Origin of the sequence: Neisseria sp. P0016.S008 (assembly GCF_051957775.1) — a bacterium.
In the GTDB taxonomy this organism is placed as follows: Bacteria; Pseudomonadota; Gammaproteobacteria; order Burkholderiales; family Neisseriaceae; genus Neisseria; species Neisseria flavescens_B.
On sequence record NZ_JBQCWB010000005.1, the window covers coordinates 19,409 to 33,793 of the forward strand.

Annotated in this window: 16 protein-coding genes; 8 read left to right on the forward strand and 8 right to left on the reverse strand. The window is 48.1% G+C overall.

Translation table 11 applies throughout. The features are described 5' to 3' along the window. Window positions 1-89: 89 nt before the first annotated feature. The 3 genes from metE to iscX all read right to left on the reverse strand — a co-directional run bounded on the left by metE (window position 90) and on the right by iscX (window position 3,706). Window positions 90-2,366 (reverse strand): 5-methyltetrahydropteroyltriglutamate--homocysteine S-methyltransferase, encoded by a 2,277-nt coding sequence (metE, locus tag ACTHS8_RS07605; RefSeq protein ID WP_070583672.1) that lies wholly within the window; start codon window positions 2,364-2,366, stop codon window positions 90-92. An 89-nt stretch (window positions 2,367-2,455) separates the two neighbouring features. Beyond that, window positions 2,456-3,337: a methylenetetrahydrofolate reductase gene (metF, locus tag ACTHS8_RS07610; RefSeq protein ID WP_063075915.1), complete on the reverse strand. Its 882-nt coding sequence runs from the start codon at window positions 3,335-3,337 to the stop codon at window positions 2,456-2,458. 171 nt (window positions 3,338-3,508) lie between these two features. Further along, window positions 3,509-3,706 carry a Fe-S cluster assembly protein IscX gene (gene iscX / locus ACTHS8_RS07615; protein ID WP_003682097.1) on the reverse strand — a complete coding sequence of 66 codons (198 nt, stop codon included), beginning with the start codon at window positions 3,704-3,706 and terminating at the stop codon, window positions 3,509-3,511. A gap of 315 nt (window positions 3,707-4,021) precedes the next feature. Here iscX and ACTHS8_RS07620 point away from each other — a divergent pair, with 315 nt between their 5' ends. Beyond that, complete coding sequence (locus ACTHS8_RS07620) at window positions 4,022-4,642, forward strand: hypothetical protein (RefSeq protein ID WP_063075916.1); 621 nt, start codon at window positions 4,022-4,024, stop codon at window positions 4,640-4,642. 76 nt (window positions 4,643-4,718) lie between these two features. Here ACTHS8_RS07620 and fdx read toward each other — a convergent pair whose 3' ends face one another. The 4 genes from fdx to hscA form a co-directional block, all read right to left on the reverse strand. Then, window positions 4,719-5,060 carry an ISC system 2Fe-2S type ferredoxin gene (fdx, locus tag ACTHS8_RS07625; protein WP_311476225.1) on the reverse strand — a complete coding sequence of 114 codons (342 nt, stop codon included), beginning with the start codon at window positions 5,058-5,060 and terminating at the stop codon, window positions 4,719-4,721. Window positions 5,061-5,152: 92 nt separating this feature from the next. Then, complete coding sequence (locus tag ACTHS8_RS07630) at window positions 5,153-5,515, reverse strand: TIGR02328 family protein (RefSeq protein WP_440373399.1); 363 nt, start codon at window positions 5,513-5,515, stop codon at window positions 5,153-5,155. 61 nt (window positions 5,516-5,576) lie between these two features. Next, complete coding sequence (locus tag ACTHS8_RS07635; RefSeq protein WP_440373400.1) at window positions 5,577-6,050, reverse strand: hypothetical protein; 474 nt, start codon at window positions 6,048-6,050, stop codon at window positions 5,577-5,579. 161 nt (window positions 6,051-6,211) lie between these two features. After that, a complete protein-coding gene (gene hscA, locus ACTHS8_RS07640) occupies window positions 6,212-8,071 on the reverse strand; it encodes a Fe-S protein assembly chaperone HscA (RefSeq protein ID WP_440373401.1) in 1,860 nt (619 codons plus the stop codon). 244 nt (window positions 8,072-8,315) lie between these two features. On the opposite strand from hscA, the gene rpsF reads away from it, so the two are divergent. The 5 genes from rpsF (at window position 8,316) to mltB (ending at window position 10,980) form a co-directional block, all read left to right on the forward strand. Then, window positions 8,316-8,687 carry a 30S ribosomal protein S6 gene (gene rpsF, locus ACTHS8_RS07645; protein ID WP_003686150.1) on the forward strand — a complete coding sequence of 124 codons (372 nt, stop codon included), beginning with the start codon at window positions 8,316-8,318 and terminating at the stop codon, window positions 8,685-8,687. Beyond that, complete coding sequence (gene priB, locus ACTHS8_RS07650) at window positions 8,684-8,986, forward strand: primosomal replication protein N (RefSeq protein WP_180947864.1); 303 nt, start codon at window positions 8,684-8,686, stop codon at window positions 8,984-8,986. Before rpsF ends, priB begins: the two co-directional genes overlap by 4 nt. A gap of 6 nt (window positions 8,987-8,992) precedes the next feature. Then, window positions 8,993-9,223, forward strand: a complete 231-nt coding sequence (gene rpsR / locus ACTHS8_RS07655) for a 30S ribosomal protein S18 (protein ID WP_003678863.1) — start codon at window positions 8,993-8,995, stop codon at window positions 9,221-9,223. A 16-nt stretch (window positions 9,224-9,239) separates the two neighbouring features. Beyond that, window positions 9,240-9,692, forward strand: coding sequence for a 50S ribosomal protein L9 (rplI, locus tag ACTHS8_RS07660; RefSeq protein WP_003678862.1), 453 nt, complete (start codon window positions 9,240-9,242; stop codon window positions 9,690-9,692). Between the two features lie 208 nt (window positions 9,693-9,900). Continuing rightward, window positions 9,901-10,980 carry a lytic murein transglycosylase B gene (mltB, locus tag ACTHS8_RS07665; RefSeq protein WP_440373402.1) on the forward strand — a complete coding sequence of 360 codons (1,080 nt, stop codon included), beginning with the start codon at window positions 9,901-9,903 and terminating at the stop codon, window positions 10,978-10,980. Window positions 10,981-11,039: 59 nt separating this feature from the next. Here mltB and ACTHS8_RS07670 read toward each other — a convergent pair whose 3' ends face one another. Next, window positions 11,040-11,753, reverse strand: a complete 714-nt coding sequence (locus ACTHS8_RS07670) for an aldose epimerase family protein (RefSeq protein WP_440373403.1) — start codon at window positions 11,751-11,753, stop codon at window positions 11,040-11,042. Window positions 11,754-11,951: 198 nt separating this feature from the next. Here ACTHS8_RS07670 and dnaX point away from each other — a divergent pair, with 198 nt between their 5' ends. Both dnaX and ACTHS8_RS07680 read left to right on the forward strand, forming a co-directional pair. Beyond that, window positions 11,952-13,952 carry a DNA polymerase III subunit gamma/tau gene (gene dnaX, locus ACTHS8_RS07675; RefSeq protein ID WP_440373404.1) on the forward strand — a complete coding sequence of 667 codons (2,001 nt, stop codon included), beginning with the start codon at window positions 11,952-11,954 and terminating at the stop codon, window positions 13,950-13,952. Between the two features lie 90 nt (window positions 13,953-14,042). Further along, the gene (locus ACTHS8_RS07680) at window positions 14,043-14,378 is read left to right on the forward strand and encodes a YbaB/EbfC family nucleoid-associated protein (RefSeq protein ID WP_003678854.1); all 336 of its coding nucleotides are present in this window, start codon (window positions 14,043-14,045) and stop codon (window positions 14,376-14,378) included. Window positions 14,379-14,385 lie beyond the last annotated feature (7 nt).

Consider the following 14,385-nt stretch of genomic DNA (forward strand, 5'->3'; position numbering starts at 1 on the left):
GTTGAAGCCTTAATCTTTATGGTTTAAATATCGATAAATAAAAAAAGGCCGTCTGAAAATTTTCAGACGGCCTTTTCATCTAACTCACATTATTTAGCCAGTTCGGCACGCAGTTTGTGGGTTACGTTCATCATCACTTGGAGTTGTTCCAAAGTTTCTTTCCAGCCACGTGTTTTCAGGCCGCAGTCTGGGTTAACCCACAGACGTTCAACCGGTACAACCTCGATGGCTTTGCGCAACAGATGCTCAACTTCAGCTTCAGTCGGTACGCGTGGGCTGTGGATGTCGTAAACACCTGGGCCGATGTCGTTCGGGTATTTGAACTCGCCGAACGCGGTCAAGAGCTCCATATCGGAACGTGAAGTTTCGATGGTAATGACGTCAGCGTCCATAGCGGCGATGGCTGGCAGGATGTCGTTGAACTCAGAGTAGCACATATGAGTGTGGATTTGAGTGCTGTCTTCGCAACCGGTAGAGGACAGGCGGAAAGATTCGCCGGCCCAGTTCAGGTAGGCATCCCAATCGGCACGTTTCAAAGGCAGACCTTCGCGGATGGCAGGTTCGTCGATTTGGATGACTTTGATGCCGGCTTTTTCCAGATCCAATACTTCGTCGTTCAGGGCCAGTGCGATTTGTTTGCACACGGTAGAACGAGGAATATCGTTGCGGACGAAAGACCATTGCAGAATGGTTACAGGTCCGGTCAACATACCTTTCATCGGGCGTTTGGTCAGGCTTTGTGCGTAAGTAGACCAAGCCACGGTCATGGCTTCAGGGCGGCTTACGTCACCGAAGATGATAGGTGGTTTAACGCAGCGTGAGCCGTAGCTTTGTACCCAGCCGTATTGGGTGAATGCAAAACCGCTCAACAATTCGCCGAAGTATTCAACCATGTCGTTACGCTCGGCTTCGCCGTGTACCAGTACGTCCAAGTCCAGTTTTTCTTGCTCTTCAACCACCAAGGCGATTTCTTTTTTCATCGCGGCTTCGTAATCGGCGGCAGACAGTTCGCCTTTTTTGAAGGCGGCGCGTGCTTGACGGATTTCGGTAGTTTGTGGGAAAGAACCGATGTTGGTAGTCGGCAGCAGAGGCAGGTTCAACCATGCTTGTTGCGCTTTGATACGGTCGGCAAATGGAGATTTGCGTTGGTCTGCGTTAGCAGGCAAATCGGCCAGGCGTTTGGCAACGTCTGCACGGTGGATTTCGCTGCTGTTGGCACGGGAGTCGGCAGCAGCTTGGCTGGCGGCCAGTTCTTCGGCAACAGAATCACGACCTTCGTTCAATGCGGCTTTCAGAACGCGCAATTCTTGAGTTTTTTGCAGGGTGAATGCCAACCAAGAGTACAGGTCAGGTTTGTTGGCTTTCAGTTTTTCTTCAACTGACAAGTCAAATGGAGTGTGCAGCAGAGAGCAAGAGCTGGAGATCCACAAGCGGTCGCCCAGTTTGGCTTGCAGAGGCTCGACAGTTTCCAAAACTTTGTTCAGGTTGGCGCGCCAAATGTTGCGGCCGTCGATAACGCCGGCAGACAGAACTTTGTCGTAGTCGGCAAATGCGTCCAGCTGTTCAGGAGCTCGTACTAAGTCGATGTGCAGGCCGTCAACAGGCAGGGATTTCAGCAAAGCAGCGTGTTCGGCAACAGAACCGAAGTAAGTGCTTAACAGGATTTTGGCACTTACTTTGCTCAAAGTAGCGTAAACGTCTTTGTATGCTTCTACCCATTCTTTAGGCAGGTCAACAGTCAAAGCAGGCTCGTCGATTTGAATCCACTCGGCACCGGCTTCAACCAAAGCAGTCAGGATTTCAACGTAAACAGGCAACAGTTTAGGCAACAGGCTCAGACGGTCGAATTCAACAGCGCCTTTTTCTTTACCAACCCACAGGAAAGTCAACGGACCAACAACGGTCGGTTTGGCTTTCAGACCCAAAGCTTGGGCTTCTTGCAGTTGTTGAACGTAGTGTTTGGCGTTGGCTTTGAATTCGGTATCGGCGTGGAATTCAGGCACCAAGTAGTGGTAGTTGGTGTCGAACCATTTGGTCATTTCGATAGCGAATTGGTCTTTGTTACCGCGGGCCAGTTGGAAGAATTGTTCCAAAGACAGGTTTTGGCTGTCGAAGCCGAAACGGGCAGGGATGGCACCGGTAGCAACTTGCAGGTCGAGGATGTGGTCGTAGAAAGTGAAATCGCCTACAGCAACGTAATCAGCGTTGGCGGCAGCTTGGTGTTTCCAGTTTTTCTCGCGCAAGTCTTTAGCAACAGCCAGCAATTCTTGCTCGCTGATTTCTTTGCGCCAGTATTTTTCTTGTGCGAATTTCAATTCGCGGAAGGCACCGACGCGCGGGAAGCCTGAAAAATGTAATGTTGTCATGTTAACTCTCCTAGTTGGAATTTTGAATCAGGCCGGTATGGCCTGAATGTTCGATATTGTAAATCAGAATGGGGAGGCCGTCTGTTTTATTAACGGGGGCGTACACCCAAAATATGGCAGATGGCGTAAGTCAGTTCGCTGCGGTTGAGGGTGTAGAAGTGGAAGTCTTTGACACCTTCGCGAGAGAGGACTTTGACCATGTCGATGGCGATGCTGGCGGCAACAAGGTTGCGTGTGCCTTGGTCGTCATCCAAACCTTCGTACATTTTAGACAGCCAGCTTGGGATTTTGACGTTGGTCACTTGGGCCATTTTGGTCAATTGTTTGAAATTGGTTACAGGCAGGATGCCGGGAACGATTTCAACGTCGATGCCCATCATCACGCAACGGTCGCGGAAGCGCAGATAGCTTTCCACGTCGAAGAAGAATTGGGTAATGACGTGGTTTGCACCCGCATCGATTTTGCGTTTCAGATTGATCAAGTCGGCTTGAGCGGATTTGGCTTCCGGGTGTACCTCAGGATAGGCTGCTACGGAAATGTCAAAGTCGGCAACGGAGCGCAACAGTTTGACCAAATCTTCGGCATAGAAAGGTTTTTTCTCGTAGCCGGGCGGCTCGTCGCCACGCAGGGCAACGATGCGGCGGATGCCGCTGTCCCAATAGTCTTTGGCAATTTGACGCAACTCGTCAGGGCTGGCATCAATACCGGTCAAGTGAGGGGCGGCTTCAAGGCCGGTTTCTTGTTGGATGCGTTTAACGATGCTGTGAGTGCGGTCGCGCTCGCCTGAGTTTGCACCGTAAGTTACGGAAACAAATTTCGGGTGCAAGGTTTGCAGGCGATGGATGGAATCCCACAGCATGGTTTCCATTTGTTCGTTTTTCGGCGGGAAAAATTCGAATGAAACGTTGATATCGCCTTTCAAATCGGAAAGGCTGTGATTTAATGCGTTAATTTCTCGAGCGTGATTCATGGTTATGCACCTTCTGCATATCTTTTATTCGTTGTCAGACTGCATAATAAATTTGAGGTTGGTATGAGTCAATTTCGAAATTTTCCGAAATTGTATGAATAGATTTAATAAAGGCCTCAGGCCGTCTGAAAAACAGCCTGAGGTCTTTTTTGATAGAAAAGGAAGGAAAGATTATTCTGCTTCATCTATCCATGCTTGTTGCACGGCTTCGAGAATACGCTCGCCGCAACGTGCTGGGTCATCGTCAAATTCAGGTAAAGCCATAATTAAATCACGCAGTTGGGTAAAGCGTACGGTTTTCGGATCGATGCTGTCGCCGTGTAGGTCGTAGAGTTCTTCGGCGATGCGTTGGGTATCTGTCCATTTCATGATGTGTTCCTTTTTTGGGTTTGGGCTATTGGTAATTATTTTAATCAAGAAGTAGGCGGACTGCCAGAATGTTTTACTGCAGGTGCGGATATAAATAATGTGGGTATTTTTTTAACAAAATAGCATATTTGCGTTAAAATACGGCACGACACTTAAAAACTACGGCACATTCGCTTTGAATCTGCCGTTTTATATATTTTATTCCGTTTTGAATGATGGTTTGCACATGAATAATTTACATTATCCCAATGCAACCAAATCATCTGGAACGGCTCTTAATACGAAATCCATCACGTAAAAATAAAAGGAAAAAAGATGAATAACGCACTCAACGCCAAGCTGTCCAAACTGATTTACGCGCTTGCTTCTGATGATCCGGAGTATCTGTCTAAAGCAGGTGCATTCGACCGTGTGCTGTTGTTGGTTCGCGAACTTTATCGGATGCTGGACGAAACAGAAGGTTTGAAGCAGCTGGTGTTCCGTCTGTATTACGGCAAGCATTATGGCTTAATTAAACTGGATGCCGTTTCACCCAATGATGATGCAGGAGCATTGAGGTTGAAACGTTGGATGGTTTATTCGCGTATCGCAGAGCGTATCGAAAATTGCGGCAAGCATTTGTCGGTTGTGCTTGAAGATGCGGTGTTGGAAAATGGCGCGGACAAATCTCATTATATAGATGAAGCCAATGCCATCATCGAGCGTTTCGGTTTGGCAAGAGATGAGGCTGCACTTTCGGCCATCGAGGCAGAGGAAGCGTTGAAAACAGAGCAAGAGTTACAGGCGACAAGCGAGCCTCAAAAATCTGCTCCTAAGCATAACGGCAATCTGCATCAAATCAGAATGCAAGAAAAAATCGAAAATTACTCCGCCACGCAGAAAGTGGCTGCTATGCAGATTTCGCGTATGCGTTTTATTTTTCCTCATATCAAATAATTTACTGCATAACCAAAAGGCCGTCTGAAAACCATAAATTTGTGGTTTCAGACGGCCTTTTTCATTAAATCTCGTTTTAATGGTCTTCGCGAGCGTGGTTGATGGTGTATTTGGGGATTTCTACGACCAAATCTTCATCGGCAACGACTGCCTGACAGCTCAAGCGTGAATCGGCTTCCAAGCCCCATGCTTGGTCGAGCAGGTCTTCTTCCAATTCGGTCGGTTCTTCCAGGCTGTCAAAACCTTTGCGGATAATCACGTGGCAGGTGGTGCAGGCGCAGGATTTTTCGCAGGCATGATCGACTTCGATGTCGTGGTCGAGTAGTACGTCAAGGACGGTTTGGCCTTCCAGTGCATCTTCGATAACCGCGCCTTCGGGGCATAATGTCGCGTGTGGGAGTACGGTAATTTTTGGCATTTTTATTGTCTCGGTTGTTTAAGAGTGGTTGTGGTTAAAGTGGTTTTAGACGGCCTTAGGTATTTAATATTCAGGCCGTCTGAAAAATGGGTTTATAACATGATGCCTTTACTTCTTAAATTTTCCAGACATTCGTCCAAGTAGGCATCATCATGTTCGGCATAAATCGGCGAAGTGGCTGTTTCAGCCGCGTGTGTGTGGTATGGGGCAACGGCTTTGCCGCGATACAACGGGTCTTTCCATAAAGCATCAGGTTTGTAACCGCGCTGTTCCATCTCTTCCATAATCAACGCGTGATATAGATAGAGTTTGTAGGGAGAATGGGTAAAAACGTAATTAACCGTCGCATGCGGCCTGCACCAACCTGCCCCGCGAAGCGCGGCGCATTCGCGATGCTGCCCTAAAAGTTGGGCGCGGGGGAGTAGCGGGATAAGGATTTGATGCCAGAGTCTCATGTTTCGCGGAGTAGTTCAAGTATCTCGATAGTCAAGGGAAGTAGGGTAAAGTCTAGGGCGATCAGTTTTTGCGTTGTTTAGTTATTCTCGCTTGCTTGGCTGCCGCCTGAATTTCTCTGTCGCGTCGCCACAGGCGGTAAAAAGGAGGTGCTAAGGTTAAGAGTAAGACAATTAAGGCAACTTTTATTCCTGCCGATAGTCGTCGGTCAAGCGTATCTAATGTATAAGATAAAGGTTCTGCACGTCCTTCTGTCAAACGGTAGTGATTGGTTTGTGTTTTAAATAAATCATAAAAAATGAACTTGTATTCTTGAGAGTTTATCTGTTGTAAATCACAACCGCTTTTCGTATGTGGGAGGCAATTCAGGTCTTTAAGGCTTTTTGTGCAAATCTTGTCCTTCTTGGCGTCGAACTCATTCCATCGCTTCACGGTACAACTACTGTCGCCGGTTGTGAGGACGGGTATTTGAAACGAGGGGTTTACTTTGCTGCCTTGAGTATAAGTTTCGCGTTCAGGTGGTAAAAAATGAAACACAGCTTTTCCGACTAGAATAGATACGGTCAGTCGCCAAACGAGAAACCAAACGACACTCAGTATTCTTAGTATTATTAGTCGAAATCGATTGGACATTTTTTACTATTCTTTCTTTTCAGACGGCCTCTCTATTTCCAAAGGCCGTCTGAAACTATTCACCATCAAATATTATCAACGCTTTGTCCGGTAAGCGCGCGTTGGATATTGCGGTTCATGCGTTTGGCGGCGAAGTTGTCGGTACTGTGGCTGAGTTTGGCGACGGCGGCGCGGATGTCTTCGGCTTTGCCGTCTTTCAGACGGCCTTGCAAAGCAGCAATGTCTTGTTGAATCTGTTGCAATTCTTCGGCTTCCAACAAATCGCTATCTAACTCAAGGGCGGCGTTGACGGCATCGGTCAGGCTTTCGGCTTCGACTACGGCTTCGGCGCGTGCGCGTGCGGCCATGTCTTCGGCGGCGTTGCTCATGCTGTCTTTGAGCATTTGGGTGATGGTGCTGTCGTCCAAGCCGTAGGAAGGTTTGACTTCGATTTGCGCCTGTACGCCGGTGCTTTGTTCTTGGGCGGAAACGGACAGCAATCCGTCGGCATCAACTTGGAAGGTCACGCGGATACGTGCTGCGCCTGCTGCCATCGGCGGAATGCCGCGCAGGGTAAATTTGGCAAGGCTGCGGCAGTCGGAAACGAGTTCGCGCTCGCCTTGTACGACGTGTATCGTCATAGCGGTTTGACCGTCTTTGAAAGTGGTAAAGTCCTGCGCACGCGCAGTAGGAATGGTGGAGTTGCGCGGGATGATTTTTTCGGCAAGGCCGCCATAAGTTTCTAGACCGAGCGATAAAGGTGTAACGTCAAGCAGCAGCCATTCGCCGTCGGTTTTGTTGCCGGCAAGGACGTTTGCCTGTATGGCGGCACCGAGTGCGACCACTTCGTCAGGATTGAGGTTATTCAGAGGAGTTTGACCAAAGAATGTGGCAACTGCTTGTTGAACGTGCAACATACGGGTAGAGCCGCCAACCATAATCACACCCTTGACATCGGCCTTGGTTACGCCGGCATCTTTCAAAGCCTGTTTGACAGGCTCGATGGTTTTTTGTACCAGATTTTGGGTCAGATTGTGAAACTCTTGGCGGGTAATGACGGTATGAATTTTATGGCCGTCTGAAAGTGTGGTTTCGATGACGGCTTCGGTTTGAGTGGTCAGTTTTTCTTTGGCGCTACGGACAAGGGAAAGCAGAAGCTGGCTGTCTTGTTCGTTGAGTTTGGAAAGGTCGTTTTGTTCGAGCAGGTAGCAGAATAAACGATGGTCGAAATCGTCGCCACCCAATGCGCTGTTGCCGCCGGTGGCTTTTACTTCAAACAGGCCTTTGGTTAGTTGCAATACGGATACGTCGAATGTGCCACCGCCTAAATCGTAAACGACAAACGTGCCTTCTGAAGCGTTGTCCAGTCCGTAGGCGATTGCGGCGGCAGTCGGTTCGTTAAGGAGGCGCAAGACATTCAAACCTGCCAAGCGCGCGGCATCTTTGGTGGCTTGCCGTTGGGCATCGTCAAAATAAGCGGGTACGGTGATGACGGCACCAACCAAATCGCCGCCCAATGTTTCTTCGGCACGCAATTTGAGGGCTTTGAGGATTTCTGCCGATACTTCGATAGGCGTTTTCGCGCCTTGACGGGTGTTTAACTCGACCACGCGCTCATTGGGTGTAAATCGATAGGGCAGGTATTGCGCCTCTTGTGCGAGGTCGGTAAGGGTGCGGCCGATTAAGCGTTTGGCGGAGCTGATTGTATTTAGCGGATCGGTTTTTTGGGCGGAAAGGGCATTTTTGCCGACTTCAACTTCGCCATCCAAATAACGAACAACCGAAGGCAGGGTGGCGCGGCCGTCTGAATCGGGCAGGCAGACTGCGCTGCCGCTGCGGACGGTGGCAACCAAGCTGTTGGTTGTACCTAAATCAATGCCTACGGCGAGGCGGTGTTGATGGGGGGCGGCGGACATGCCGGGTTCTGAAATCTGCAAAAGAGCCATGATTGTGTGCCTTCTGATGCTGTATTTATTAGGATGGGCAGATTTTAGCAGATTTTTGGCAGATAGTTGAGTGGTTTGCTAGGAAATAACCATAAGGCCTATTGTTGTTTTTTAATTGAAAAGAAAGTAGATTTTGAATTCAGACTTGTATTCTTTAAGAAATGCGGATAAAATTCAGCCTCTTTGCCTTGCCTTTTACTTCGCATGGTGAAAGGCTGTTTTTAATCATCCATAAGGAGATAACATGCGTCATTACGAGATCGTGTTTATCGTTCATCCTGATCAAAGCGAGCAAGTGCCTGCTATGGTTGAGCGTTACAAAACCATGATTACTGAAGCCAGCGGTAAAATCCACCGTTTGGAAGACTGGGGCCGTCGTCAATTGGCTTACCCAATCAACAAAATCCACAAAGCACACTATGTTTTGATGAATATCGAAACTACTCCTGAAGTGGTTGAAGAGCTGGAAACTGCTTTCCGCTTCAATGATGCCGTACTGCGTCACCTGACCATCAAAACAAAACACGCTGTAACTGAAGCTTCCCCAATGCTGGGCGGCGAAAAAGCAAAAAACTTGCTGAACGGTGCAGCTGAAGAAGTTGCAGCAGCCGAATAAGATTGAATAATCTGATTAAGCTTACCGCCCGTATCTTGCAGGTTCAGCCTTTGAGATATACGCCGGCAGGAATTCCTGTTTTAGATATTGTGTTACAACATGAGTCTTGGCAGGAAGAAAACGGACAGAAATGTCTGGTCAAATTTGAAATTCCCGCGCGGATTTTAGGTAAGCAGGCTGAAGAATGGCAGTATCGGCAAGATGCCGTCATCGAGTCGGAAGGTTTTTTGGCGCAACGCAGCCAACGCTTCCCCAAGCCGGTACTACGCATACAGAACATTAAAGAATATAAAGGTTAAACGACAATGGCTCGTCAATCATTCAAACGTAGAAAATTCTGCCGCTTTACGGCTGAAAAAATCCAAGAAGTTGATTACAAACAAGTTGATTTGTTGAAAGACTTCATCTCTGAAAACGGCAAAATCATCCCTGCCCGCATTACTGGTACTAAAGCACACTACCAACGTCAGTTGGCTACCGCTGTGAAACGTGCCCGTTTCCTGGCTCTGTTGCCTTACACCGATCAACACAAATAATTTTGGAGTTTAAATCATGCAAATTATTCTGTTAGAAAAAATCGGCGGTCTGGGTAACTTGGGTGACATCGTTACCGTTAAAAACGGTTACGCACGCAACTTCCTGATCCCTGCCGGTAAAGCAAAACGTGCAACCGAAGCCAACATGAAAGAATTCGAAGCACGTCGCGCTGAATTGGAAGCCAAACAAGCTGAAATCTTGGCTGATGCTAAAGCACGTCAAGAAAAACTGGAAGGCCAAACCATTACTGTTGCTCAAAAAGCCGGTGTTGATGGTCGTCTGTTCGGTTCTGTTACCAATGCTGACATCGCTGAAGCGATTGTTGCTGCCGGTATCCAAGCTGCTAAAGCAAACGTACGTCTGCCTAACGGTCCTTTGAAAGCTGTTGGCGAATACGAAGTTGAAGTGGCTCTGCACACTGACGCTGTTGCTAAAATTACCGTTGCTGTTGTTGCAGCCGCTGAGTAATTGATTCATTCAAGGCCGTCTGAAAATCAAGGGTTTCCTTGGATTTCAGACGGCCTTGTCTATGTGCTTGAGCCAAAGCAAATCAGTGCCGAGTTGTTTATATTTTTGGCTGGTTAAAAGTATGGCAGTTGGCATAGAGAGATGATGTGTTGGACGAATATTCTTTCGTATTCGGATTTATCATAGTATTTTAATAAAGAGATTATTTATGAATAAAATCAAAATCTTTGGGATGGGTCTGGCTGCTTTGGCTCTGGCTTCATGTAGTACACCGCAAAAGCCTGCTGTTGATACGGCAAAACCGGTTGAGCCTGTTTCCTCTGTAAAGCGTCCTGTATTTGATGCTGCGGCTGAATCTGTTGCCAGCAGCGGTTTTAATGAGAACGTCAATGTTCAGCAGTTTATCCAATATGAAGTGAAAAACCGCCGTTTCAGTGCGGAAGAATTGCGCAATTTCTTTAATGGCGTGGTGTATAAAGGCAACATTATTACCATTATGTACCGCCCAAGCACTTCGCGTCCTTGGTATGAATTCCGTACCGGTAACTCTGGTGCGGTCAAATTTAATGGCGGCAGACAATTCTATGCGGCAAACCGTGCCGTAATCGATGATGTGGCACGCAAATACGGCGTACCTGCCGAATTGATTGTGGCGATTCTCGGTATCGAAACCAATTACGGCAAAAATACGGGCAGCTTCCGCGTTGCCGATGCCTTGAGTACATTGGCCTTTGATTATCCTCGCCGTGCCGAGTTTTTCCAAAACGAGTTGAGCGAACTTTTGCAGATGGCAAAAGAAGAAAAAGAAAATGTCTTTGACTTCAAAGGCAGCTATGCCGGTGCGATGGGTATGCCGCAATTTATGCCTTCAAGCTACCGTAAATGGGCGGTAGACTATGATGGTGATGGTCATCGCGATATTTGGAATAATGTCGGCGATGTGGCGGCTTCTGTCGCCAATTATATGAAACAGCATGGCTGGCAGACAGGCGGCAAGATGGTTGTGCCGGTAAGTCTGACGATTACTCCGCACTTGCAGGCGATTATCGATGAGAAAACAGCTTTGACACGCACTGTCGCAGATTTCAAAGCTTTGGGTGTGGTGCCTCAAGCTGCTGTTGCGGATAATGAAAAGGCTGTGTTGTATGCTTTGGAAACGAGTCCAGGCGTATTTGAATACTATTTGGGTCTGAATAACTTCTACACAGTATGGCAATACAACCACAGCCGTATGTATGTAACAGCAGTACGCGATATTGCGAATGCAATCAATAACAATGGCCTGTAAGCCATAAGAAAACCACCCTTCGGGGTGGTTTTTAAGTATTTATGACTTTACAGAATAATTTAAGCTGTCAGTCTGATTTTCATGGCGTAACGTTTTTTGCTGTGCCCTGAAACAAATTGTCCGCCTCGGGCGGGGGATAAAAACGCATTGCCTTCTGCGGTTGGCTCTGCACAAGTATATTGGCCGTTTCGATCGCTCCAGAGGGCATACACAGGCAGATTGTGGGTGCGGATATCCAGTTTCAAGCCGTCAAATGCAACGTGTGCATCCTGGTCGGAGGAAACAAATTCGGTATGGGAGATATAGTCGGCATCGTATGGGGCGCCGTTGAAATCAAATTGTGTACCGGCGGCGGTAAAGTAGGGGTGGAATCCCGGGGATGTGCGGACGGGCGATTCGCCGTAATTGCAGACGGTTAGGATGGCGATGGCTTCATTTTCGTTAGGCAGACTGTAATCAAGCAACCATTCGACGTGTTCATAGCCTCTTTCTGTGCTGATTAATTTCAAACCGATATCCGATTCATTTTGATGGCGGATTTCCCAGTCTGAAGTTCTGCCGAAACCATGTTGGGCCAGATGATTTTTGCTGTCCGGTCCGAATTGGGGCAAGCAGACGTGCATGCCGCCGCGTAATTTTGTGTCATCGCTCACTTGAACGCTGGTTTTCGGAAATAAGACTTCCCGTCCTTTTAGAGTCAGGGAGTCAATATACCCGCCCATCGTATTGACTCGCATAGTGGCTGATTGATTGCGTAGTATGATTTCAGACATAATGATTTGAGCTTCAAATTGTTTATCATTTGTGTAGCATTCTAACATTGCGATGACATGCTGTCGCCGTCGGCTTGATAGAAAATCCTTAATAAAAATCAAAAAAATGCTAGAATATACGCCATTTTCTGAGGCCGTCTGAAAAGCGGATAATTCTTTTCAGACGGCCTTCCGATTTATTTCCCGTAGAGAAACAACATGGCTTATCAAGTTCTTGCACGAAAATGGCGTCCGAAAACCTTTGCCGATTTGGTCGGTCAGGAACACGTCGTCAAAGCCCTGCGCAACGCGCTGGACGAAGGCCGTCTGCACCATGCCTATCTGCTGACAGGAACGCGCGGTGTGGGCAAGACCACGATTGCCAGGATTTTGGCCAAGAGCTTGAACTGCGAAAATGCCGTGCATGGCGAGCCATGCGGTCAGTGTGAAAGCTGTACGCAAATCGACAGCGGCCGTTATGTGGATTTATTGGAAATCGACGCGGCATCGAATACCGGTATCGACAATATCCGCGAAGTGTTGGAAAACGCACAATACGCGCCGACTGCGGGTAAATACAAAGTCTATATCATCGACGAAGTGCATATGCTTTCCAAAAGCGCGTTCAATGCCATGCTGAAGACTTTGGAAGAACCACCTGAACACGTTAAATTCATTTTGGCGACCACCGATCCGCACAAAGTCCCCATTACCGTATTGAGCCGCTGTTTGCAGTTTGTGTTGCGCAACATGACAACCCAACAGGTTGCCGAGCATTTGGCACATGTCCTGGACCGTGAAAATGTACCTTATCAGCCGCAGGCTTTGCAGCTTTTAGGCCGCGCCGCCGCCGGTTCGATGCGCGATGCGTTGAGCCTTTTGGATCAGGCGATTGCCATGGGTTCGGGTAAAGTGGCCGAACAAGATGTCCGTCAGATGATCGGAGCGGTCGATAAACAATATTTGTTTGAATTGCTTGAAGGAATCATCAATCAAAACGGTGAGGCCTTGCTGGAAAAAGCTCAGGAAATGTCTGCCCGTGCGATTGGTTTTGACAGCGCATTGGCAGAATTGGCCATGCTGTTGCAACGTTTGGCTTTGATTCAAACCATTCCTTCCGCCTTAGCGAATGACGACCCTGAACGTGAAACTTTGCTGCGATTAAGTCAGGCTTTGAGTGGCGAGCAGATTCAGCTTTATTATCAATGTGCTATTCATGGCAAACAGGATTTGCCTCTGGCTCCGGACGAGTATGCCGGTTTTGTCATGACGCTTTTGCGCATGCTTGCATTTGCGCCGTTGGCCGCTTCGGGTTGCGATACGCAAAGTCAGATTGAACACACGGATTTGCATTCCGATCATCAGAAAGCTGAGGCCGAAAAAAAGCCTTTTCAGCTGCCGAAATCTGAGCCGATAGCAGCACCGGCGGTTGAGAAAGAGGCTGCTCCTGCCAAGCAGGATACTGTTGAAAGGCCGTCTGAAGAAACCGTTCAGTCTGCCCAGCAGCAGGCGGATGTGCCGCCTTGGGAGGAAATGCCGAGCCAAGTATCGGCTGAGCCGCCTCAAACTCAAACGGCGCAAATGCAAGAAACTGCGGAGCCATTGCCTGTTGCAAAAGTTCAGACGGCCCCTGCGCCGGAAGAATATCCGCACATGGATGAGGAAATTCCACCTCCGTATTTTGATGAAGCATATACATATGAAGATTCACACCGTGCTGATGTGATGGAAGTACCGCAGCCGGTTGCGTCTACTGAGTCTGAAGAAGAGGAGGGAGATGAAGAAGAGCTTCAGTTCGCTCCTTTGCCTGAGTTTAAAACAGAGAATTGGCACAGCATTATCGAACGCTTTGCCCGTAAATTAGGCGCAGCGCAGATGTTGGCACAAAATGCGGCATGGACGAGTTATGATGCGGAAGCAGGATTAATCATGCTGTCTTTGACGGATGAAGCCAAAGCGACTGCCAATAAAGAGCGCTTGGATAAAATCTGCCAGACGTTGAGCGAGGCCTACCATCTTGGCAATATAAGGCTGCAAACCGAGCCTTGGCAGGATGATAAAGGCTGGGAAACGCCGGTCATGCGCCGCAAACGTATTCAAGAAGAAGGGCGGCAGCAGGCGCAAGATTTGCTGGAAGCGGATACAACGGCGCAGAAAATCTTGCAAACCTTTGAAGCACAATGGCTGCCGGATTCTTTAGAGTTGGCAGGACATTCTTAAAATACCGATATACAAGGCCGTCTGAAAGGCAATAGCGTTTTTCAGACGGCATGAGTGAAATCCATTTATTCAAACCCATAGGAGTAAAACATGTTCGGAAAAGCCGGATTAGGCGGCCTGATGAAACAGGCGCAACAAATGCAGGAAAACATGAAAAAAGCACAAGCCAAGCTGGCTGAAACCGAAGTGGAAGGCGAAGCAGGCAATGGTTTGGTGAAAGTTGTGATGACGTGTTCGCACGTTGTCCGCAAACTTGAAATCAGCCCTGATTTGATTCAAGAAGCCGCTGACGACAAAGAAATGCTGGAAGATTTGGTATTGGCCGCCATCAATGCCGCTTCTGAAAAAGCCGAAGAAACCACCAACAAAACCATGGGTGCGTTTACCCAAGGCCTGCCAGCAGGCATGGGCGATTTCTTCCGTTGATTTAAAA

Bases quoted from the DNA above. Each gene is read 5' to 3' on its own strand.
- metE (WP_070583672.1), bottom strand. From the start codon at position 2,366: ATGACAACATTACATTTTTCAGGCTTCCCGCGCGTCGGTGCCTTCCGC.
- metF (WP_063075915.1), bottom strand. From the start codon at position 3,337: ATGAATCACGCTCGAGAAATTAACGCATTAAATCACAGCCTTTCCGAT.
- iscX (WP_003682097.1), bottom strand. From the start codon at position 3,706: ATGAAATGGACAGATACCCAACGCATCGCCGAAGAACTCTACGACCTA.
- ACTHS8_RS07620 (WP_063075916.1), top strand. From the start codon at position 4,022: ATGAATAACGCACTCAACGCCAAGCTGTCCAAACTGATTTACGCGCTT.
- fdx (WP_311476225.1), bottom strand. From the start codon at position 5,060: ATGCCAAAAATTACCGTACTCCCACACGCGACATTATGCCCCGAAGGC.
- ACTHS8_RS07630 (WP_440373399.1), bottom strand. From the start codon at position 5,515: ATGAGACTCTGGCATCAAATCCTTATCCCGCTACTCCCCCGCGCCCAA.
- hscA (WP_440373401.1), bottom strand. From the start codon at position 8,071: ATGGCTCTTTTGCAGATTTCAGAACCCGGCATGTCCGCCGCCCCCCAT.
- rpsF (WP_003686150.1), top strand. From the start codon at position 8,316: ATGCGTCATTACGAGATCGTGTTTATCGTTCATCCTGATCAAAGCGAG.
- rpsR (WP_003678863.1), top strand. From the start codon at position 8,993: ATGGCTCGTCAATCATTCAAACGTAGAAAATTCTGCCGCTTTACGGCT.
- rplI (WP_003678862.1), top strand. From the start codon at position 9,240: ATGCAAATTATTCTGTTAGAAAAAATCGGCGGTCTGGGTAACTTGGGT.
- mltB (WP_440373402.1), top strand. From the start codon at position 9,901: ATGAATAAAATCAAAATCTTTGGGATGGGTCTGGCTGCTTTGGCTCTG.
- ACTHS8_RS07670 (WP_440373403.1), bottom strand. From the start codon at position 11,753: ATGTCTGAAATCATACTACGCAATCAATCAGCCACTATGCGAGTCAAT.
- dnaX (WP_440373404.1), top strand. From the start codon at position 11,952: ATGGCTTATCAAGTTCTTGCACGAAAATGGCGTCCGAAAACCTTTGCC.
- ACTHS8_RS07680 (WP_003678854.1), top strand. From the start codon at position 14,043: ATGTTCGGAAAAGCCGGATTAGGCGGCCTGATGAAACAGGCGCAACAA.